Origin of the sequence: Neobacillus sp. SuZ13, from assembly GCF_030123365.1 — a bacterium.
In the GTDB taxonomy this organism is placed as follows: domain Bacteria; phylum Bacillota; class Bacilli; order Bacillales; family Cytobacillaceae; genus Neobacillus.
In genome coordinates this window covers 3550152-3572481 of the sequence record NZ_CP126107.1, presented here as the reverse complement: position 1 = coordinate 3572481, position 22330 = coordinate 3550152, and the positions used below count along the sequence as shown (strand labels likewise).

At 39.4% G+C, this 22330-nt stretch carries 22 protein-coding genes; 16 read left to right on the top strand and 6 right to left on the bottom strand.

The window, feature by feature from the left end; genetic code table 11:
• Positions 1-34 precede the first annotated feature (34 nt).
• Complete coding sequence (locus tag QNH17_RS17535) at positions 35-712, bottom strand: Dph6-related ATP pyrophosphatase (RefSeq protein ID WP_283873871.1); 678 nt, start codon at positions 710-712, stop codon at positions 35-37.
• A 506-nt stretch (positions 713-1218) separates the two neighbouring features.
• Between QNH17_RS17535 and QNH17_RS17530 the strand changes: the two genes are divergently transcribed.
• From QNH17_RS17530 to QNH17_RS17505, 6 genes are all read left to right on the top strand, one after another.
• Entirely contained in the window at positions 1219-2598 is a 1380-nt protein-coding gene (locus QNH17_RS17530) for a sigma-54 interaction domain-containing protein (RefSeq protein ID WP_283873869.1), read from the top strand.
• Positions 2599-2903: 305 nt separating this feature from the next.
• On the top strand, positions 2904-4010 hold the full coding sequence (locus QNH17_RS17525) for an iron-containing alcohol dehydrogenase family protein (protein ID WP_283873867.1): 1107 nt from the start codon (positions 2904-2906) through the stop codon (positions 4008-4010).
• A gap of 62 nt (positions 4011-4072) precedes the next feature.
• On the top strand, positions 4073-5062 hold the full coding sequence (locus QNH17_RS17520; protein ID WP_283873865.1) for an ABC transporter substrate-binding protein: 990 nt from the start codon (positions 4073-4075) through the stop codon (positions 5060-5062).
• Positions 5063-5181: 119 nt separating this feature from the next.
• Positions 5182-5979, top strand: coding sequence for an ABC transporter permease (locus QNH17_RS17515; RefSeq protein WP_026567547.1), 798 nt, complete (start codon positions 5182-5184; stop codon positions 5977-5979).
• The gene (locus QNH17_RS17510; RefSeq protein WP_283873862.1) at positions 5979-6836 is read left to right on the top strand and encodes an ABC transporter ATP-binding protein; all 858 of its coding nucleotides are present in this window, start codon (positions 5979-5981) and stop codon (positions 6834-6836) included. Before QNH17_RS17515 ends, QNH17_RS17510 begins: the two co-directional genes overlap by 1 nt.
• 46 nt (positions 6837-6882) lie before the next feature.
• The gene (locus QNH17_RS17505; RefSeq protein WP_283873861.1) at positions 6883-8205 is read left to right on the top strand and encodes an aspartate aminotransferase family protein; all 1323 of its coding nucleotides are present in this window, start codon (positions 6883-6885) and stop codon (positions 8203-8205) included.
• Between the two features lie 233 nt (positions 8206-8438).
• Here QNH17_RS17505 and QNH17_RS17500 read toward each other — a convergent pair whose 3' ends face one another.
• Positions 8439-9263, bottom strand: a complete 825-nt coding sequence (locus QNH17_RS17500) for a hypothetical protein (RefSeq protein WP_283873859.1) — start codon at positions 9261-9263, stop codon at positions 8439-8441.
• Positions 9264-9460: 197 nt separating this feature from the next.
• Here QNH17_RS17500 and QNH17_RS17495 point away from each other — a divergent pair, with 197 nt between their 5' ends.
• Together QNH17_RS17495 and QNH17_RS17490 are read left to right on the top strand one after the other, a co-directional pair.
• Positions 9461-10024 (top strand): class I SAM-dependent methyltransferase, encoded by a 564-nt coding sequence (locus QNH17_RS17495; RefSeq protein WP_283873857.1) that lies wholly within the window; start codon positions 9461-9463, stop codon positions 10022-10024.
• A 71-nt stretch (positions 10025-10095) separates the two neighbouring features.
• Positions 10096-10689: a class I SAM-dependent methyltransferase gene (locus QNH17_RS17490; protein ID WP_283873855.1), complete on the top strand. Its 594-nt coding sequence runs from the start codon at positions 10096-10098 to the stop codon at positions 10687-10689.
• Between the two features lie 91 nt (positions 10690-10780).
• Here QNH17_RS17490 and QNH17_RS17485 read toward each other — a convergent pair whose 3' ends face one another.
• Positions 10781-11107, bottom strand: a complete 327-nt coding sequence (locus QNH17_RS17485; protein WP_283873854.1) for a hypothetical protein — start codon at positions 11105-11107, stop codon at positions 10781-10783.
• A gap of 142 nt (positions 11108-11249) precedes the next feature.
• Here QNH17_RS17485 and QNH17_RS17480 point away from each other — a divergent pair, with 142 nt between their 5' ends.
• The 3 genes from QNH17_RS17480 to QNH17_RS17470 all read left to right on the top strand — a co-directional run bounded on the left by QNH17_RS17480 (position 11250) and on the right by QNH17_RS17470 (position 12917).
• The gene (locus QNH17_RS17480; protein WP_283873852.1) at positions 11250-11750 is read left to right on the top strand and encodes a hypothetical protein; all 501 of its coding nucleotides are present in this window, start codon (positions 11250-11252) and stop codon (positions 11748-11750) included.
• A gap of 26 nt (positions 11751-11776) precedes the next feature.
• A complete protein-coding gene (locus QNH17_RS17475; RefSeq protein WP_283873850.1) occupies positions 11777-12499 on the top strand; it encodes a DUF2161 domain-containing phosphodiesterase in 723 nt (240 codons plus the stop codon).
• Between the two features lie 223 nt (positions 12500-12722).
• Positions 12723-12917: a hypothetical protein gene (locus QNH17_RS17470; RefSeq protein WP_283873848.1), complete on the top strand. Its 195-nt coding sequence runs from the start codon at positions 12723-12725 to the stop codon at positions 12915-12917.
• 84 nt (positions 12918-13001) lie between these two features.
• Here the strand turns inward: QNH17_RS17470 and QNH17_RS17465 are convergent, their stop codons facing one another.
• Positions 13002-13817: a cytochrome c oxidase assembly protein gene (locus QNH17_RS17465; protein WP_283873846.1), complete on the bottom strand. Its 816-nt coding sequence runs from the start codon at positions 13815-13817 to the stop codon at positions 13002-13004.
• Positions 13804-14274, bottom strand: a complete 471-nt coding sequence (locus tag QNH17_RS17460) for a DUF2243 domain-containing protein (protein WP_283873844.1) — start codon at positions 14272-14274, stop codon at positions 13804-13806. Before QNH17_RS17460 ends, QNH17_RS17465 begins: the two co-directional genes overlap by 14 nt.
• A 229-nt stretch (positions 14275-14503) precedes the next feature.
• Between QNH17_RS17460 and QNH17_RS17455 the strand changes: the two genes are divergently transcribed.
• From QNH17_RS17455 to QNH17_RS17440, 4 genes are all read left to right on the top strand, one after another.
• Complete coding sequence (locus QNH17_RS17455) at positions 14504-14677, top strand: hypothetical protein (RefSeq protein ID WP_180229986.1); 174 nt, start codon at positions 14504-14506, stop codon at positions 14675-14677.
• Positions 14678-14945: 268 nt separating this feature from the next.
• Complete coding sequence (locus QNH17_RS17450) at positions 14946-17129, top strand: malate synthase G (protein ID WP_283873839.1); 2184 nt, start codon at positions 14946-14948, stop codon at positions 17127-17129.
• A 108-nt stretch (positions 17130-17237) separates the two neighbouring features.
• On the top strand, positions 17238-17960 hold the full coding sequence (gene deoD, locus QNH17_RS17445) for a purine-nucleoside phosphorylase (RefSeq protein WP_283873837.1): 723 nt from the start codon (positions 17238-17240) through the stop codon (positions 17958-17960).
• Positions 17961-18000: 40 nt separating this feature from the next.
• The gene (locus tag QNH17_RS17440; RefSeq protein ID WP_283873835.1) at positions 18001-19932 is read left to right on the top strand and encodes an FUSC family protein; all 1932 of its coding nucleotides are present in this window, start codon (positions 18001-18003) and stop codon (positions 19930-19932) included.
• 97 nt (positions 19933-20029) lie between these two features.
• Here QNH17_RS17440 and QNH17_RS17435 read toward each other — a convergent pair whose 3' ends face one another.
• Entirely contained in the window at positions 20030-21619 is a 1590-nt protein-coding gene (locus tag QNH17_RS17435) for an acetolactate synthase large subunit (RefSeq protein WP_283873834.1), read from the bottom strand.
• Positions 21620-21787: 168 nt separating this feature from the next.
• Between QNH17_RS17435 and QNH17_RS17430 the strand changes: the two genes are divergently transcribed.
• The gene (locus tag QNH17_RS17430) at positions 21788-22240 is read left to right on the top strand and encodes a C40 family peptidase (protein ID WP_283873833.1); all 453 of its coding nucleotides are present in this window, start codon (positions 21788-21790) and stop codon (positions 22238-22240) included.
• Positions 22241-22330: the final 90 nt, after the last annotated feature.

Below are 22330 nucleotides of genomic sequence, written 5' to 3'. Positions count from 1 at the left end.
CCCCTTTTTGTTATTTTCAACCCATATCGTGGTCTTAACGCTCCATTAAGCTATAACTCTTAAATTCTAGTTTCTTTGTCGTTTCAAGCTGGATGAATTCTCCCTGTTCTAATTGAATTCTTTTTGAAAATAATGGTCCATCATAAACAAAGGTATGATATTCACCAGCTTCTCCCATGGGACAAATAGTAGTCTTTTGTACATCTCGCAGGAAGTTCTCATTTACCATTCTGCCAAGCCAGGAGTCATCTAGAACATTCTCCCGTACTCGAATCACAATTGCTTCATAACCAGATTGGACAAACCTACCTAGAGATTGTAAAGCTTCAGCTTTATTCATCCATAATGGATACAGGGCTTCGACATCTGCAGCGGCTGCTACTTTTTCCCCCCATTCCCGATGTTCGTCTAAATATAGATCTCCGTAGGCAATCCCCTTAACATTAAACTGATTTTTTAGGTATTGTACTGCTTTGACAAATTGACTTGTATAGCTTTCGTATGTACATTCGATAAAATGAACTGGTATGTTTAGAGATTCACCTTGTAGTTTAATCAGTTCCGTTCGCTCGCCATGTCCAAATGTCCGTCCAAGTTCTTTGGGAACAGTTGTAACCAAGCAGACCACTTCAAATCCCTGGGATAGTAGAGTATCCAGGGCCATACAACAATCTTTCCCACCACTCCACGATAAAGCAATTCTACTATTCAAGATTTATTCACCTCATATAAGATTTTTTCATCGATTGTCATATTGCTATTTTATCATAAAAAAAGTAGCTGAGCCCAAACGGTCTCATCCAAAAAAGCAAAGAGAGGGTATGATGCCTGCTACACCGAATTTTCGGTCTTAGCGGTAATCATAGAGAGGGTATGATGCCCATTGCACCGAATTTTCAGTCTTAGTGGTAACCATAGAGCTCGTAAGATGTCCGTTATATCAATTTATCGGTATTTTTGGTAATCATAGCGTAATAGCATGTCTCTTTTAAAGTTATCACTATGAATGTGAAACCACTACATCCCATTCATTCACTATTAGTGCCTCTTGAATTTCAGATGAAGGATTTTAATTATACAAATTCGAATAATTTATTCAAAAAAGTATAAATTTTATCAATTATCTGATATAACTGTACTATCAAGAGGATTGCCTCATTTTCTATTCAAAAATGAATAAAATATTGCTTGGTTAAGTTCGAGAAGGGAGGGGAATTTGTGAGTGATGAAAAAAAAGTTTGGAATGAAAGTGAAGCCATTCTTCATTCATTACAGGACGATATTTTAGTTACCGACACAGATGGGATTATTTTGAAGGTAAGTGAAGCAACTGAAGGAATCTATAATATGAAGTCCAATGAAATGGTCGGTCGGTCCGTTTATGAACTTGAAAAAGAAGGGGTTTTTACACCGATTTTGACGCCGTTGGTGATTAAAGAAAAAAAGAAAATAACCCTGGTTCAAACAACTAATAACGGGGATAAGTTACTTGTAACCGGGATTCCTGTCTTCGATCAAAACGATCGTTTAGTACGGATTGTCAGTTATTCACATGATGTTACCGAGTTACTTAACATGAAAAAATACTTAACGGACATCGAAGACGAAATGGAACGAGTGAAAAGTGAACTGGAAATGCTAAGAAATCTTCAATTTGATTCAGACGGAATGATTGCAACGAGTACGGAAATGAAAAAAGTACTTCAACTCGCCATGCAAGTGGCTGAAATTGATGTCAATGTGTTGCTGCTCGGCGAAACCGGTGTAGGGAAAACACATATTGCTAAATTCATTCATAAAAAAAGTTCTCGTAAAGACGGCCCTTTTATCGAGGTAAACTGCGGTGCGATCCCCGAAGCGCTGTTTGAGGCAGAGTTTTTCGGGTATGAGTCAGGGGCATTTACTGGGGCTCATTCAAAGGGCAAGATGGGTCTAGCTGAGCTTGCAGAAGGCGGGACCTTATTTTTAGATGAAATTGGTGAGTTATCGTTAGCCAATCAAGTGAAAATCCTCAAATTCATTCAAGAAAAGCAATTTTACCGTGTTGGTGGAACGAAGCTGCGAACCGTTGACTTTCGTATTCTTGCCGCAACAAATAGAGACTTAGAGAAAGCAGTGGAAGAAAAAATCTTTAGACATGACCTCTACTTTCGTTTAAATGTTGTACCCATTACCATCCCGCCATTAAGAAAGCGATCAACCGATATAATCCCGTTAATGGAATACTTTTTAACGTATTTTTCTAAAAAGTATCACCGTGAACGAAGCCTTGATGAAGGTGTTTTGCATCTGTTATTTACACAAGAGTGGAGGGGAAATGTCCGAGAATTAATCAATTTAATTGAAAGACTGGTAGTTACTTCTCCGAAACAACTGATAGAAATCGAAAACCTGCCGCCTCATTTTCGAAGATCTTATCCTCCTGAGACATCTGTTGATGACAATAATCGTTCATTAAATGAGATTCTGGATAGTGTGGAAAAGCAAGTGTTACTTAAAGCTAGGAAACAATACAAAACAACAATAGACATGGCAAAAGCATTAGGGATAAGTCAGCCTTCTGTGTTTAGAAAGCTCAAAAAGTACGGAATAGATTAAAACTGGCATAAAACTTGCATAATTATTTAGGTGTAAGACACAAAAAAGCGACCACACAAGCATCGAAATCCTTATCAAAAGGGGGTCATTTCAAAGCGAAAAAGAAAGCGGTTGATTATATTTATACAACAATAATAAAAGGTAATATTTCTAAATAGTATATTTTATGTATTTTTATAGTGATATTTGTATTTTTACTTGATAATAGAATATTAAGAAAATATATTGACATAAAGTAGACAAGTATTTATATTTAAAGAATATTATTCATTTTTAAATAATTTATAAGGGATTCGAGGTGTAATATGAAAGTAACGGTGGGTCCAGCTCAATATATTAGAAATAGTGGTTTACTAGAAGATACGGGTAGGTACATAAAAAACTTTGGAAAAACAGCCGCTCTTATTGGAGGCCAGATTAGTAGAGGACTAATAGAAGATTCATTAAGAAAGAGTTTGTCAGAACACGAGATTTTATTAAAACATTCGCTTTGGTATGGTGGAGAATCATCTCAGGCGAATATTGATCGATTAGTAGCTGACTTAAAGGATGAACAGATTGATGTTCTTATTACGACGGGTGGAGGCAAAGCCATTGATACAGTTAAAGCTGTTGCCTATCAGCTTAACAAACCGTTAGTAGCTATCCCAACCATCGCAGCAACCTGTGCAGCAGCTACGCCTATTACCATCCTATATAGTAATGATGGTGAATTTATTGGGATTGAGAGAAAGTCGAAGGCACCTGAATTAGTCTTAGTCGATTCGGAAATCATCTTGAACGCACCTGTTCGCTTTTTAATCGCAGGTATTGGAGATACATTGGCAAAATGGTTTGAGACCAAATCCTCTGTGAAAAAAGCGACGCCTAACATATTAAATCAGACAGCTGTTGCGATAGCTGGACAGGTTTATCAAACGCTGCTTCAAATTGGGAAAAAAGCTGTTACATCTGTTCGAACCCAAACAGTGACAAAAGAGTTAGAAGATGTCATTGACACCATTATTTTAGTCAGTGGCAGTGTCAGTGGGTATGGCGGGGATGACTGCCGAACAGCAGGAGCCCATGCGATTTATTCTGGGTTAACGATTTTTCCTGAAGTACATCATACCTATCACGGGGAAATTGTTGCCTTTGGAATCCTTGCACAGTTGTGTATGGAGAATACCAGCGAGGACGAACTGAAAAAGTTAATCAGTTATTACCAGGAAGTAGGACTTCCATTTACTTTAAAGCAAATGGGAATAACGAACTTAACAGAAAGTCAGTGGAAGAAGTTTGGTGAAATTACCGTTACCATCGAGGATATGGCAAATATGCCATTTGAAGTCTCACCTGAAATGGTAATTGATGCTGTTCGCCACGCTGACCAAATAGGGAATGAAATGTTATCCGGTGTCATTCATTCTTAACTCTGTTTAATAGAATAACAGATAAAAATCGTTATATTTTTAAAAACAAGGGGGAATATGAAGTGAAAAAGTGGTTATTGGTTATTTGTTCACTGGTGTTGCTATTTGCACTAGCAGCGTGTGGTAAAAAGGATGTAGCAAGTGGTGCAAAGGATGGCAAGTCGTCTGAGCCATTGAAAGTGACACTGCCAACCTGGACAGGGTACGGTCCGTTATTTTTAGCGAAAGAAAAGGGCTTTTTCGAAAAGAATGGGATTGATGTTGAACTTTCCATTGTAGAAGGATTAGGAGAACGTAAACAAGCATTAGCCAGTGGGAAAATTGATGGGATGGCGACGGCACTGGATGTACAAGTGTCCTTAGCAGCATCTGAAATTCCAGTACAAGTGGTTTGGTTATTGGATGATTCATACGGCGGGGATGGAATTCTCGTAAAAAAAGGAATTAATAGTGTGAAAGATTTAAAGGGCAAACAAGTTGCATTTGAAGTTGGTTCAACTAGCCATATGTTAGCATTACAAGCATTAAAACAAGGCGGATTAACAGAAAAAGATGTACAAGTGGTGCAAATGTCTGCCGGTGATGCAGGTGCTGCCTTTGCCGCGGGTAAAGTGGATGCAGCTGTTACATGGGAGCCATGGTTATCAAAAGGGGCACAAGCAAACGGTAAAGTATTGTTAACAACCAAAGATTTATCTGGAATCATCGTCGATACGGTCAGCTTTAAAGAAGATGTGATCAAGAACCGTCCGAAAGATGTGAAAGCTTTTGTTAAGGCGATGGGCGAAGCTATGACATATTGGAAAGAACATGAAAAAGAAGCCAATGAAATTATGGCTAAAGGTTTAAATATTGATGTCAAGGAATTTGAAGGAACAGTTACTGGTTTGAAATTCTTCTCGAAAGAGGATAATGAAAAGTTATTTGGAACAGAAAGTGCAAAGGGTTCCATCTATCAATCAACTGAAAATGCGATTTCGTTCTATAAGGATCAAAAACTTCTTAAAACCGAGCCAAAAGCAGAAGATGTTATCAACCCAAGTTTCCAATAATGATAAGGTTTAAGTTAGTTTAAGGATTCACTTTAAGCAGCCTGACTTATGAGATGTATTTTGACCTCATCAGTTAGGCTTTTTTACAAAATAGACGCATAAGAAAATAGGTGAAAAAATTGATCGCAAAATTGTTTACTCCTAATAAGGAAATACCCAAAGTGTTTTATACGTCAGCGGGCTTTATCACATTTATTATTTTTCTATTAGTTTGGTCTGTACTTAGTTATGGACAGTTCGTCAATCCTTTATTCCTACCTACTCCTACTGCAGTATTGTCTACCGCAGTGGATATGTTCGTAAATGGTCAAATTCTTTCTGATATAGGGATCAGTTTTACTAGGGTCCTGTTTGGATTTCTTGCTGCAGCCATTATTGGCATACCGCTTGGAATCTTAATGGGCTCACTAAGGATTATGGAGGGAGCTTTTGAACCAATTATTGGTTTCATTCGTTATATGCCTGCATCTGCTTTCATTCCCTTACTGATTCTTTGGATTGGTCTTGGTGAGACAGAAAAAATGAGCGTAATTTTCCTTGGAACATTTTTTCAGCTGACTTTGATGATTATGGACGTCACCAAGAATGTTCAAAATGATTTAGTCGATGTTTCCTATACATTAGGGGCAAAGAAGGCACAAGTGTTTACCAAAGTTATCCTACCTGCTTCTTTACCAGGAATTGTTGATACCCTCCGGATTACGTTTGGCTGGGCTTGGACTTACTTAGTTGTTGCTGAAATTGTTGGTGCATCTAGCGGTTTAGGGTATATGATCATGCAGGCTTCTCGTTTTCTACAGCCAGATAAAATCATCGTTGGAATCTTAATTATTGGTATTCTGGGGCTGATTACAGATATTCTCTTTAAAGCCATATACAAGGCTTCGTTTTCTTGGATGAGAAAGGATGGTTTTTAATGGTAACACCTCAATTGAATGTTAAAGAAAAGGAAAAAATAGTTGTACCAAAACAGAGAGAATCTATTTTAAATATAACTGGAACCCCAAAACTAGAAATAAAAGAGGTTGGAAAAGTTTTTAAAACGAAAAAAGGTGAAACGACCGCATTGGAAAAAACCTCCTTTTCAATTGAGGAGGGGGAATTCGTCACGATTTTAGGACCTTCTGGCTGTGGGAAGTCAACCGTTTTAAGGATTGTCGCAGGGTTAGAAGAAGCTACTTCCGGCCATGTGCTCCTTGATGGGCAGGAAATCCATGGTCCTGGACCTGATCGTGGAATGGTATTTCAATCATACACGTTATTTCCATGGTTATCAGTGAAAGACAATATTACCTTTGGGTTAAAGCTAAAGGGCGTATCTCAAAAAGAGAGAGACGATATCGCTAGACACTACTTGCAATTAATCGGTTTAGAAGGATTTGAGAATCATTTTCCGATTCAGTTATCTGGCGGGATGAAGCAACGTGTAGCGATTGCTCGAGCGTTGGCCAACGATCCAAAAATTCTATTAATGGATGAACCGTTTGGGGCTTTGGATGCCCAAACACGTAACATTATGCAGGAAGTGCTCTTGAAAGCATGGGAAGAGTCGAAAAAGACCATTCTATTCATTACTCACGATGTCGATGAGTCGATCTTTTTAGCCGATTCGGTATATGTTATGACCGCAAGACCAGGGCGTTTAAAGAAAAGGATCCCTATTGCATTGGAGCGGCCAAGGGATTTCAGTGTGAAAGCTTCCGCCCAGTTTGCCGAGTATAAAGAAGAATTATTGTCACTCATTCGAGATGAAACATTAAAAGCGATTAAGTAAAACAGCAATTTTTAGTGATAAGTAATACGAATACGGAGGTTAATGTATGGAGAACAAATGGGATCACTTGGTGAAAAATATGCCAAATCGACTGGCACCTAGCATGGCAAAGGATCATCCAAATTTACCCGTGGTGAAAGAGGAAGGCTGTTATTATTTTGGCGTGGATGGAAAGAAATATCTTGATTTTACCTCCGGGATTGCAGTAACAAATGTCGGACACCGTCATCCTAAGGTGGTCCAAGCGATTAAAGATGCTGCCGATGGATTGATGCACGGTCCTTCTGGCGTAATTATGTATGAGTCCATTTTACGATTGGCCGATGAACTGGCCGAAATTTTACCTGGAGACCTTGATTGCTTTTTCTTTGCCAATAGTGGGACGGAAGCAATCGAGGGAGCTCTAAAACTAGCAAAATATGTAACCAAACGTCCATATGTTATTTCCTTTACCGGTTGTTTTCATGGCCGTTCGTTAGGTGCATTAAGTGTGACTACATCTAAAAGCAAATATCGGAAATTCATCCAGCCATCTGGTCTTACCTATCAAGTACCCTATGCGAATGTTAAAGAGTGTCCAGAAGGTATGGACCCAGAGACCTATGTGATTGAGAAATTAGAAAAAGATTTCGCTTCATTATTTAGTCATCAAGTAACACCGGAAGAGGTGGCCTGTGTTATTTTAGAACCGGTACTCGGTGAAGGCGGTTATGTTGTTCCTCCGAAGGGCTGGTTAAAAAAAGTCCGTGAAATTTGTGATCGACATAATATTTTACTAATATTTGATGAAGTTCAAACCGGATTTGGCCGTACAGGTCAATGGTTCGCAGCTCAAACCTTTGATGTTACCCCTGATATTATGGCAATCGCTAAAGGAATTGCCAATGGCCTGCCGCTTAGCGCAACAGTTGCTTCCGCTGAATTAATGAAACAATGGCCGCTTGGAAGCCACGGAACGACTTTTGGGGGTAATCCGATTGCTTGTTCTGTTGCACTGGCTACTTTGGAAGTGATGAAAGAAGAAAACCTTCTTGAAAACACTAGAAATATGGGGAGTTATGCTGTTCAAGAGCTAGAAAAAATCAAGGAACGACACCCAGTAATAGGAAGCATCCGCGCAGTGGGTTTAATGATTGGAATTGAAATCATTGATCCAGTCACAGGTGGACCGAATGGAGACGGATTGTTAAAAATTCTTGATCTTGCTCTTGAAAAGGGTGTACTATTCTATCTTTGCGGAAATCATGGAGAAGTCATTCGAATGATTCCACCACTTGTCGTCACCAAGGAACAAATTGATGATGGTCTCCGGATGTTTGATGAAGCATTAACGGAGTATGAAGCAACATTGATGCAGCCAGTTAAATAATCAATAATAAATTTGGTCGCCAATTCTTTTTGGCGACCTGTTTTAATTAATGGCTGTGTTAAAAGTTAATGTTGATTTTGTGATTCTGTTGACCTTCGTTTCAGGCACGAAGACTCCTGCGGGAGTACGGGGCAGGGGAGACCCCGCAGGAGCAAAGCGACGAGGAGGCTTCCCGGCACGCCCGCGAACCGCTCGTGCCTGGAACGGAAATCAACAGCCAAGCTTAACACAGCCTAATTAAAAAACACCCCGTTGTGCATTGAAGTTAAATAATAGTCGAGGGCCTTGCTTCTTGCCCTATCCAATTTTTCAGGGTTGTGATATGAAAAGTATTTTAAGATGAAATCACCGTAGCCAAGTTTGTTTATAAGATATAAAACATTATTAGGGATCATCATTTCTTCTGGATTTTCTAAGTCAATCACAAATGAAAAATAGTCATTACTTTTATTCTCTTTACTATAACAAAGAAAACAGGGTTGTTTCCTATCAGAAATCATATACTTTTCTAGAATGTAGGAAGTAATTCTACCTTGGAAATGAATCATTTCTTTGGGGATTAGCGGCAAGTTCTGCCTATTTAATTCTTCTATGGTAAGAGCTAAATTAATATATTCATTGCGATGCAAGTTATATCTTCTTAGGTTCTTGACCTGATTTAGACTAGGATGTAAGTTCTTCCGTCCATAAAATGTGGTGATTTTAAATGCTTTATCAGTGTTTTCATAAGTAAAGACTATATCATTATCAATGGAGCCAATGCCATGGGCGAGTTGATCTATCCTAAAAGAACAATTTCGAAAAATTATTTCCAATGATTTTTGCAAGGAGTCTAGACTGACGATCGGGCCAACTCTTTCGTTCCATCGTTCGAGCGCATGATGGTCTATTAAAATCGGTTTGGACGGACAAAGGATATTTTTAGTGTCTTTATATGTGTTCATTTGTTCATAAAGTATATTTATATTTTTAATCTGCAAGGTAAAAGGATATCCTTCAGCCTTAATGATTTTTATATATTTGGGTTTTAATAAGCGATTAATAATATAATTTCTCATTATGTCCTCCTTTTTTTGATTTTTCAGTCTATTTTAGATACCTTTATTATATCAGACACAATTAACTAATATTGGAATGTAACAAAATAAAAATTTTAATTATTAAAATTACTACCAACCTGCAGTGGACATCTCATCTTTGATGATGTTAGGTTTAAATCAGAGTTAAGAATTACGAAGTTGAGGAGTATTATCAAATGGACAGTAAGACGAAATGGAATTTAAAATATAAAGAACGCATGAATGACTTGAAGGAGCCTGTACCCAACACAAGATTAAAATACCTGTCTGATTACCTTCAGGGTGGAACTGCGCTTGATCTAGCTAGTGGACTTGGAGGGAACAGCTTCTTCCTTGCGCGAATGAACTATCAAGTTCAGGCCGTTGATATTTCGGATGTTGCTATTAACTTTATTAGGGAAGGTGCTGCACAGAATCATCTCAAGATTCAAGCCCAAGTTTGTGATCTAACCGATTTGAATAATCCTATCTGGGCCAGCCATCATTACGACGTAGTTGTCATTTCCTATTACCTCGATCGTAAACTTTTTCCAATCGTGAAGAGCTTGATTAAAGACGGTGGATATTTTTTTATGGAAACCTTTTATCAATCACCGGGGACCAATAGTCCAGGTGTATCTAATCAATATAAACTCCAGCCTAATGAGCTGCTGGCTGAATTTGGAGATTGGAATGTTCTCTTTTTTGAAGAAAGTGAACACGAAGGCCGTCAAACGATATTTTGTCAAAGGAAATGTTAATTTGTTATATCAACTCAGTTACCTATAAATTTATTATGTAAACTTTAATTACATATTTGGAGTGAAGAATTTTGAGCCGTTTGTTTGCCAATTGGTATGATTTTTTTATGAAGCCGTTGGAGAAAAAGAAGTTTAAGAGAATTCGTAAGGAACTCCTTGCGAAGACAACGGGAAGCGTTCTTGAATTAGGGTCTGGTACGGGGATTAATTTTCCTTTATATGAGGAACCTGTAAAAGTAACTGCGATTGAACCAAGTCAGTACATGATTGAGCGTTCATTATCTAAGCATAGACAAGCAGTTGTCCCTATCGAAATAGTACAGGCAAGTGCTGAAGAATTGCCATTTGAAGCGGATACTTTTGACACAGTTGTGGCAACACTAGTATTTTGTACCATTCCCAATCCTGAAAAAGCCATTATAGAAATGAAACGAGTTTGTAAGCCAGGTGGAAAAATTCTTCTATTTGAGCATGTAAAAATGCAACATCGGTTCCTATCCTCACTTCAGAACTGGCTAACACCAGCGTGGAAGAAAATCTGTGATGGCTGTTGTTTAAATAGGGACACCTTAGGGTTACTAAGGAGTAACGATATATCTATTATTCAAATGCAACAATATTTTCGTGATTTATTTATTTTTGCAGAAGCCGTAAATAGGAAATAGGGATTTAAATAAAGGCTGCTGCTACATGGTTAATTAACTAACTGTAGGAGCAACCTTTTACTATTAAAGCACTGGTGTTTACATCCTATTTTTAATCCTTGATATCCACCTGACCATTTTCATCAATTTCGATGGTTGTATAGCTTTTAAAGGTGTTAATATTGGTGATTTCATGCGGAACGACGCTTGCAAAGCTCTCCATGTATGGCTTGTACACTTCAGGATCTTTGACGAGATGATAGAAATTCACTCTTCTTCCATCTTTCAAATCTGTCATCCTCAGTAAAAATCGATCCCCATATTGCCCTTTAAACCACGCTCTTGCTTCCTCATGACTAGTGAATTTAGGTATTTGGTTAGGATCAATGGAATAATTTTGATTCATATACACATGCACCTCTTTCCAATGAATTTCCACTTTTAATATTCCCCATTGGCATAGAAATTATTGTTTATTAAAAGTTTATAGGAAAAATACAACTGACCACATTACTATGGTAAATTTAAAGAGTGAATTTTCGGTATAGAATGATTTAAACAAATGTATGGAGGATAGGTTTATGGTAGTTGTAAAATCAGTGACAATCGATGGTGAAAGTATCCATGTTTTTAGAAACGGAATCTATATCTTTGAATCGAGCTCCGGCTTTACCTTAGAATTGGACCTGATTGTGAGTGAGGTTGTTGTAAAAAAATATAAGACCGTCGAAAACGTCATTGTCGAGATAGAATTAAAGGATGGTAGAATTATCAATTCCATCATGCACGTGAAAATATTGACTGGCGGATTACCACAAATAAATTTATTCTGTGAACTCGATGATATTCATGATTACGAAGGATTTACTCGTGTTGGCGAAAATGATTCTTGGTTTCCGAATATAGAAGATGGCATTACAATAGAAGAAATAAGAAAAGTCGAAATGCCCAATGAGGACGTTAGTATTAAACTAAATTTACCAATCGACCAGGTCGAATGGATTAAAAAACATAAAAAGAAAAGTTTGAATGAAATGTTTCAAAAATTAATCTATGAATATTGGGAAAAACAAGATGCTTAAGGTTTGCATTGGGATGGTGATACAGCATGAAGGAAACAAAGAAGCTGCAAGAAATAGATTTGTATAAACCCATTCAGACCTATTTTGTCCGTGAAGGTTATGAGGTTTACGGTGAGGTGAAAGACTGTGATATTGTTGCAGTCAAGGATGAAGAGTTAGTTGTTGTCGAATTAAAGCTCACTTTAAGTGTGGACTTACTAATCCAAGCAGCCAAAAGGCAGCGGATTACAGATAAAGTTTATGTGGCGATCCCGAAGCCGAAACATCGGATGAATTCCAAGAAGTGGACAGAGAAATGCCATTTAATTCGCAGGCTGGAGCTGGGATTAATCGTTGTTTCAAGCCCTGGAAAACGCGGAAAAGCAGAAATAATATTTAATCCTGCGCCATTTAAGCATAGAAAAAACAAACTAAAGCGTGAGTCTATTATAAAGGAAATTAATGGCCGCAGTGCAGACTATAATGTAGGAGGCAGTAATCGGACCAAGATTATGACTGCATATAAAGAAAATTGTATCCAAATTGCTTGTAATCTTGAATGTTTGGGTCCATTGTCACCTAGGAGGTTAATTCAATTAGGAACGGGGAAAAATACCTCATCCATTTTGACGAAGAACTATTATGGCTGGTTTGAAAGAATTAAACGAGGAACCTATGTGATAACGGAAAAGGGGATAGCAGAAATAAAAGAATATCCGGAGTTAGTAAATTATTATTTAACTAAACAAAGTGATGAGGAAGTTACATAAGACATTAGGCTGCCCCATTGCCCGCAAAAGGGAAAAAAGTGCTGCGCCGGTAAATGAAAGAGCTCTCGATTGCCCGCAAAAGGGAAAAAAGTGCCGCGCCGGTAAATGAAAGAGCACTCCATTGCCCGCAAAAGGGAAAAAAGTGCCGCGCCGGTAAATGAAGTTCCTCCATTGCCCGCAAAAGGGAAAAAAGTGCTGCGCCGGTAAATGAAAGAGCACTCCATTGCCCGCAAAAGCGAAAAAATCACCGCGCCGGAAAATGAAAGAGCTCTCGATTGCCCGCAAAAGGGAAAAAAGTGCCGCGCCGGTAAATGAAGAGCGCTCGATTGCCCGCAAAAGCGAAAAAATCACCGCGCCGGAAAATGAAAGAGCACTCCATTGCCCGCAAAAGGAAAAAAAGTGCCGCGCCGGTAAATGAAGAGCGCTCGATTGCCTGCAAAAGGGAAAAAAGTGCTGCGTCGGTAAATGAAAGGCTGCCCCAAGATTTCTTGGGACAGTCTTTTTACTTATTTAATACATTAAAAGCCTCATTCATTCTGGGTCGGGTTTCTTTAAACCATTGGTAACAAAGAATGGTAATCAGAATCAAATCAATGAGATCGCCGCCATAATACATGACTAATCCGCCCGTTTTGGCTTGGTCAATCGGAACTCCCAGAGGAGGATGAGCATAAATATATTTTGAAAGGATGCCGTGACCTGACATGGCGATTATCAATACACATGAACGGTAGAGATAACTCGTCCGGTGTGGGTGCAGATCCGCTTTAATAAAGGCACCTGTGAAAAGATAGCCTGCTAGAAAAACGTGCAGGTGAACCGCAATTTGAACCAGCCCGTTATGTTCCATTGTCTGATAAAGTCTAGTCGTATATAGTATCCAAAGGCCTCCAACATTCAGGAGAGAGGCCGTTATCGGATGACTGATTAGTCGAATGGGATTACTTTTTAAAATATGGGATAAGGACCGTGCGTGCTTCACGTCTAGTGTTCGAAGAATCAGTGTCATTGGGCATGCCAAGACCAGTAATAGTGGCGCTAACATTCCGAGAAGGAGATGGGCGAGCATATGAGCCGTGAAATCTAGATGAGAACTACTAGCAAGTGGCCCAATAATAGCCGCTAATGCACAGAAAATACCTGTAATCCACATGACAATTCTGTAAGACCGCCATGATTTTTTTCGCCGCTTAGATCGGATGGCTGCGTAAAGATAAATGACTAATGCAATGATAAACGGCACTGATAAAATCAGTTGGAGGCTTAGTCCATGGGTTTCCATCCCAGCCCTATGCTGAAGATGATTAATTATTTGCATGGTTGGTTGAAACTCCTGTTTTACTTGATTTCCTTTTTGAGCGAACGAGGAGAGCAATGCCAATTATGATCATCAAAACTGAGGTTATGTACCAAACTATGTCGTAAGGGACGATATTAACATCGTAGCGAATTTGGTGCAGCCCCATTAATTTATGCTGGATGGTACCATCGTATAATTGAAATCCACCTGCACCAAGTAATAACCCTCCAAACCACCTCATCGGCAGCCAACCACCTTGGCGGCGAAGGTCGGAAAGCATGAATAAGGATCCTACTGTAGCAAACCAACTAAAGGCATGAAAAAATCCATCGGAAACAAGCCCGACCCCTGTCGTGGATTTATCGTAAAAATGATGCCAATGCAGTAGTTGATGAAAAACTGCTTCATCGATAAAAGCGACAAGTCCTATCCCAAAAAGAAAGCCGGACCAGAGATTTTTAGGGTAATTTGTCATGTTATTATTCTCCGCCATTTTCTTCTCCTTTAAGAAACGAATTCTTCTGCCTTTCAATTTACCCTAAATGATTAAACCATAAACAGGAGGCTGGCAGGGTTCCTGTCCTTTGATATTGTTTTTTGAGTTGATTGCTAAATTTGTTGATAAAAATCTTATTTTTAATTTCTCTGTAAATTGTCAAGAATGATAAGCAGAGGGTGATTAAGATAAGGAAGGAGACATATGTATGAATAAACCTTTTGAATACCCGGAAATGTACTATAACGAAGTCATCTATTTTTTAGAAACGAAATGGAAGCGTCGACTAAGTGATCATGAGAGGCATGTTCTCATTGAAGGCTACAGATTCGGCCGGCTGGTTGAGGCAGAAAATGAAATCAGAATTCTCTCAGTGAAGTAATTTTTTTCTGTAGGATATATTCAAATAACAGCTGTTTCTGCCATAATGCTAAATTTATAAAATTTTAAAAAACCTTGCTCACTGTAAGGTTTTTTCTCGTTTTAAGTATTGTATAATAAAGGAAGCGTTTCATTTTTTTTATTGTAGGTAACTGTGTCCTTGGTCAGCACTAGAAGGGAGGGCAGGTGTTAAACAGCAAAGAGATTCGCAGATTCATAAGTTGTAAACCGATGTAAAAGTTTAAGCTACATAAGGGGGAAATGGAAAGATGTCAAACTATGTAAAAATAGGTAATCTTCAAGTAGCGGATGTACTTTATCATTTTATTAACGACAGCGCATTACCAGGAACGGGTTTGGACCGTGAGCAGTTCTGGAGTGATTTTGAAGCACTCCTTGCTGATTTGACACCCCTCAACAACCAACTACTTGCTCGACGAGATGACCTACAGCATAAAATCAATACTTGGCACAGGATCAATAAAACCTTCCATTTTGAAAATTATAAATTATTTTTGCAAGAAATTGGCTATTTAGAACCGGAGACGGCTGATTTTCAGATAGGCACGGAAAATGTGGATGAAGAAGTAGCCTTAAAAGCTGGGCCGCAGCTCGTCGTTCCAGTCGATAATGCCCGTTATGCGTTAAATGCAGCTAATGCCCGTTGGGGAAGTCTTTATGACGCCTTATATGGTACGGATGCGATTAGTGAAGATGAGGGCGCTATGCGTGCAGGGGCTTACAATTCGATTCGCGGAGAAAAAGTTATTGCTTTTGCAAGAGAGTTCCTTGATCAAGCCATCCCGCTGAAGCAGTTTTCACATAAGGACGTAATCAAATATTCGATCGTTAATGGACGATTAACGGTTTTACTTGGCAGCGGCGCATTGGTTGGGCTTCAAGATGAAGCTCAACTCTGTGGCTACCAAGGGAATCCTGGAGAACCTTCCGCCATTTTGCTGAAAAATAATGGTCTCTATTTTGAAATCCAAATCGATCCAGGCCATCCAATAGGAAAAACCGACCAAGCTGGCGTTAAAGATATTTTCATAGAGTCAGCTCTTACTACAATTATGGATTGTGAGGATTCCGTTGCCGCAGTGGATGCAGAAGATAAGGTCCTCGTTTATTCCAATTGGCTCGGATTGATGAAAGGTGACTTAACTGCTGCTTTTTCTAAAAATAATAAGACGATTACTCGATCGCTGAGTCCTGACCGATATTATTTCACTCCTACTGGTGAGGAATTTGCCTTAAAAGGGCGTTCCCTCATGTTTGTCCGCATTGTCGGACATCTCATGAAGAGTCCAGCGATTTTAGATAAGGATGGAAACGAGGTACCAGAAGGCTTAATGGATACTGTCGTTACTAGTTTAATTGCCAAGCATTCACTTTTGGCAAACGGTCCATATCAGAACTCTGCAAAGGGATCGATTTATATTGTTAAGCCAAAAATGCATGGCTCTAAAGAGGTGGCTTTCGCCAACGAGACATTTAATCGCGTGGAAGATATGCTTGGACTTGAGCGGAATACGCTAAAGATTGGGGTCATGGATGAAGAGCGCCGAACGTCTTTGAACTTGAAAAATTGCATTGGTGAAGTAAGGGATCGAATTGTCTTCATTAATACGGGGTTCTTGGACCGGACCGGAGATGAAATCCATACATCGATGGAAATCGGGGCAGTTATTCGGAAAAACGAAATGAAATTTTCTACATGGCTGCAAAGCTATGAAAAATCGAATGTATTTGTAGGGCTGGCAGCTGGATTAAAGGGCCGGGCCCAGATTGGGAAAGGAATGTGGGCAATGCCGGACCTTATGGCCGAAATGCTCAAGCAAAAAATCGGCCATCTTCAAGCAGGCGGGACGACAGCTTGGGTGCCTTCACCAACCGCCGCAACCCTGCATGCGCTGCATTATCATCAAATAGATGTTTCAAAGGTGCAAGCTGAGTTAGCAACGAATATTCAGGATCTAAGAGATCAGATTTTAGCCATTCCTGTTGCTGAAAATACTAACTGGACAACTGAGGAAATTCAACAAGAACTTGATAATAATGCACAAGGAATCCTGGGTTATGTTGTTCGCTGGGTAGAAATGGGGGTTGGCTGTTCGAAGGTACCGGATATTAATCATGTTGGGTTGATGGAAGACCGTGCGACACTCCGGATTTCGAGCCAGCATATCGCCAACTGGCTCCATCATGGAATTTGTTCGAAGGAGCAGGTATGGGAAACCTTAATGAGAATGGCCAAGGTGGTCGACCAGCAAAACTCAGGAGATCCGGCGTATCGTCCAATGGCTCTAGATTTTGAACAATCTGTCGCCTTTCAAGCAGCTTGCGACTTAGTATTTAAGGGTTACGACCAGCCAAACGGCTACACCGAGCCAATCTTACATCAGCGCCGCATCGAAGCAAAAGCCAAATGGGGTGTCAGGCACCACGATTAAGAGCACGAGCAACTACAAGTAACAGATGTAGTTGCTTTTTTTGATGAATGAAACGGTAAACTTATGGGAAAATACCTTTGATACTTTCTTATATAAGGAGTGAAAAGCATGAGTAATAACACCGAACAAAAGGAAACTCCACATATTAAACCAAATGGAGTAGAAATTGCTGAGACAATCCTTTTACCTGGGGATCCTTTACGTGCAAAATTTATTGCTGAAACCTATTTAGAGAATCCGGTTCAATTTAATTCCGTCCGAAATATGTTCGGATTTACAGGGTCCTACCAAGGTAAAAAAGTATCCGTCATGGGAACGGGCATGGGGATGCCTAGTATGAGTCTTTATTCGTGGGAACTGATTCATGTTTTTGGTGTAAAAAATTTGATTCGGATTGGTACATGTGGTGCCATCCAAGACCAGATGAATTTGTATGATATTGTTTTGGCAATGGGGGCATCGACGGATTCTCGTTATGTCCATCAATACAACCTTCCAGGCGAGTTTTCCAATATTGCTTCCTTCTCATTGTTGGAAAAAGCAAAGCAAGGTGCAGATTCAAAGGGTCTTCCAGTTCATGTCGGAAATGTACTTACTAGCGATATTTTTTACAATGCTGACCCTACTGCGATCGAAAAATGGCGGAAAATGGGGATTCTTTGTGTAGAAATGGAAACAGCAGGCCTTTACATGAATGCTGCGTATGCTGGTGTTAATGCGTTAACCATTTTGACGGTAAGTGACCATATTATTAGAAATGAACAAACGACACCGGAGGAAAGACAATTAGCTTTTACGAATATGATGGAAATTGCTCTGGGGTTGGCTTGAACCAACAGTGCTGAATTAATTTTTAGAAAGTAGCGATTTCATGGGTGAAAACCATAAATCAGGAGCATCTTCCTCAAAAGTCTTAACTATTATGAAGCAAGCAATGGCTGTTAATAAGAAGCCATTTCCATGGCTAAAGGCATTTTGTGCGGGTGTTGCTGCTGCTCTGCCTATTACAATTGGACTGCTCTTTGATAACATTGAATATGGATTGTTGGCAGGTATGGGGAGCTTTACCTATCTTTATGTATTTAATATTCCATATGCCCAGAGGGCAAAAAAGATATTTTTTGTCATCCTTGGCATGTGCTTGGTATCAGTATTAGGTACACTTGCTGCTCCTTATCCGCTAGCCATCGCCATTTTAATGGGAATCATTGGTGCCACTGCTATTTTTATTTTTGGTGCTTTACGAATTACGGGACCCTCTGCTATCTTTTTTGTGTTGGTTTTTGCGATGACAACAGGGATGCCGATTCAACCAGAGCTTGCCCCGTTGCGGGCCGGCCTTGTTTTTCTTAGTGGTGCCCTCTCGTGGATTATTGCCATGTTTGGTTGGTTCTACAATCCCCATGGCCCGGAAACAGGGGTAGTCCAAAGAGTCTATTTGGAATTGGCTGCGTTTCTAGATTCCGTTGGTGCAAAGAATTTTAGTGAGGCAAGACATCGCGTTATGTCAGTTTTAAAAGAAGCAGAGGAGACACTAGCAGCGGGGTATATCCCTTGGCGAACAACAGACCTATTTAATCGTTTATACGTATTAAATAATCATGCAAATAAAATATTCCTGTTTGTACTTGACAATTTTTCTAAAGGTCACTCAAACATCTCACCTGAATTGGGACAGACAGTGCGGGAAATAGCCCATTCATTAGGTCATAAGGATAAGAGTAAACGTGTGTCCAAAAAAATTCTTCAGCCAGTTGAGATGGATGAAAAAGTAGTCCACCTATTTACGTTAATTTATGATGCCGATGCTATCATGAATGAACCAACTTCTAAAATAAATCAAACCATTCAAATCTTTAAACCATCACTTAAAACTCTTTTTATGGGTGCTTTTGATAAACAATCAATTGTATTTATAACGTCGATACGGTTTGGCGTGATCACAATTATTGCTGCAATTATTGCCTTTCAGTTTGGATTTATACGCTCATATTGGGTTCCTTTATCCTGTGTAGCTGTTTTGTCAGGTTCTACAATTGTCGCGACTTATCATCGTGCGATTCAAAGGGGATTTGGCACCATCCTAGGTATCTTAATAGCCAGTTTTATTCTAGCTACACATCCTAATGGATACCTAATTGCTTTATTTATTTTAATGTTGACGTTTATTACTGAGCTGTTTATTGTAAAAAATTATGGATTAGCTGCACTATTTTTTACACCGAATGCATTACTTATGGCAGAAAGCACTAGTCAAGAAAGCTTTAGCTTTGCATACTTTGCTTCTGCTAGAATAATCGATGTTGCGATTGGAATTTTCATTGGTCTTATCGGGGGAGGTTTCGTGGGAAGGCGGTCAGCCTCTTGTCGACTGCCGCATTTAACCACTAAAACAATTCGAAGTCAGGCACAATTTTTGTTTATTCTCTTTTCTGATCAAGGAGAAGGTTTTATTGCTTCAACGAGTAGAGAATTGAAAAAAATGCGCACGAATATCATTAATTTAATAACTCTATATAATACAGCAGCGGGGGAGATTCCGGTAAATCAAAAGGCATTGGATCATTATTGGTCCGTTATTTTTGCGATTGAGCATTTGGGGTTTTTACTAGAAAAATGCTCCAAATCTGAAGGGCGTCCGTTTCTTTCAGATGAAGCACTGTCCCAAATGCTTTTAGCTTTTGAAACAATGGCCAATGCCAGCGATCGACAATGTGCACTTAGTTTAAAAAGTGTCCCTGATATCAAAGGTTTTTCTAGTATTACAAGTGAAATAATTCACCTGCAAAGATCTCTTTGTTAATTAACACCGGGTAGTAAATTCCCCGGTGTTTTGTATAATAGCCTTTTAGGCTTTAAGAAGCAAGCATAAGCAGTCTGTCCATTTTCCAGACAGGCGGTCAATTTTCTAACGCAACTTCGATTAAGAAGATTTCCCTACCAGACTGCCATGCCTCATTAAAGATGTTTTCAAAGTCATCAAGTGTACTCGCCCGCATACCATTAATTCCGAAGCTGGCGGCCAATTGGAGAAAGTCCGGGTTTTGGAATGTTACTCCGTAGCTCTCTCCGAACTGTTTGTTCATTTGCGACACTTCAAGCTTTAACATTGAGTCATTTAATACAATAATAATGAACGAAAGTCCGAGCCTTTTGGCCGTCTCTATTTCCGCAAAATTCATTAAAGCACCACCATCGCCGGTAATGCAAATAACTGGGTCATTTGGACAAGCAAGCTTCGCCCCAATCGCTCCGGGAATAGCTATTCCCATGGCAGCAAGCCCATTTGAAATGATTAGCCGATTCGGCTTTTTCGGCTGATATGTTCGCGCTATGGAAACCTTATGTGCCCCTACATCGGATATCACGATCGTATCTTCTGTTGTATGAGATTCAACACAGCGGAGAACATTCTCAATCGTCAAATGAAGAGTGCCTGACACCAGTTGATTGATTTGATAAGCTGCCTTTATTTGGTCCTTCAGTCCGTCTGAAGGAGACCATGATTTGTTTGGGAGGCCTGATTGGTTAAGGAGTTGTAATGTTTTCTTCATGTTTCCGACCAGCTCAATCCCTACAGGATAGTAGTCGTTGATTTCTGCTGGTAATGAATCGATATGTAAGACAGGAAGTTTCTTCCCATTCCAGTCCTTTGGCAGTTTTTCGACAAAGTCAAAGCCAATGACAATCAGGAGATCTGCCTCTTTTAATCCAGTTAACACTTCGTCATTTTCCTTAAAACCAAAGGTGTAGTAGTTAAGAGGATGTTCTTTAGAGAGCACTCCTTTTGCCATAAAACTATGGGTAACAGGGCATTGAAGGGTTTCGACAAAAGTCAGTAGTTCGGGGACTGCCGCTTGCCTGTTTACCCCATTTCCGACGATGACAAATGGTTTTAGATGTTTTTTGATAAAGCTACATGCCGCTTCGATTGACTCTTGAACCGGAACACATTCAGGCAGGGATGTAACGGGTAAGGGACTACCGGCAATCATTTGACTTGAAAAATTTTCTGGTAAAGTAATTGCAACCGAACCCGGTTTCTCCATTTTTGCCATCCTGAATGCTTTTCGAATTTTCTCTGGAACAGTTTGGGATTCATTGATTTGTGTGCTCCATTTTGTTGCGGGTTCGAACATCTTCACAAGGTCCATGTATTGATGGGATTCCTTATGGTGGCGTTCTACACCGGCTTGACCAATGATGGCCACTACAGGTGAATGGTCAAGCTGGGCGCTGGCCATTCCCGTTATTAAATTGGTGGCTCCAGGACCAAGTGTTGACAAACATACACCTACTTTGTTTGACAATCTTCCATATACATCGGCCATAAATGCCGCTCCTTGCTCATGCCTAACATTTACGTATTGAATTTGAGTTGATTTTGAAAGGGAATCAGCGACGTCCAGCACCTCCGTGCCGACGATGCCAAACACATATTCCACCCCTTCATTCTCCAAACAATGGACAACTACGTCTGTTACCTTCATTATGTCCTCCTCGTCAAATTAGTAACATATGTTTACTTTGCCCTAAAAGCGATAAATTCAAAATTATTTCAAAATAACATTGTAATGAGATTGTAATATTTATGAGATGTCTCTGTTACACCTTTCTAGTATATTTGAACTATCAAATCACACTAGGAGGTAACAATTATGCTTAAGAAATTCATCGTAGCGTTTATCATTATCGTTTCTTGTGGCTCTTTGTTTGCTAACATGGGTGATAAAGCGGAAGCAGCATATTATCATACAAAAGCAATTTCGGTTGCAAAGTCTAATATTGGAGTACCCTATCAGTGGGGCGGAATGTCACCCGGAGGATTTGATTGTTCAGGTCTTATTAAGTATTCCTATTCTAGAGCTGGAAAAAACCTAAATCGTACAGCAGCACAAATGTTCTATGGAAACGGATATCGTATTTATTCTTATATACAACCAGGTGATTTAATGTTTTATGCTCCAACTAAGGCAAGTAAACCAACACATGTAGCGATGTATATCGGAAATGGTAAAATGATTATGGCTTCTTCATCAAAAGGAGTCATGATTACAAGCACAAACAACCCATATTGGCATTCAAGATACGTTGGAACAAAACGCGTTTAAAGACCATCCTTCTAGATGGTCTTTTTCTTATACATAAAAAATTTAAGCATTACCTTTGTTTTCACTTCCAACCGTTTGTTATCATCAAAT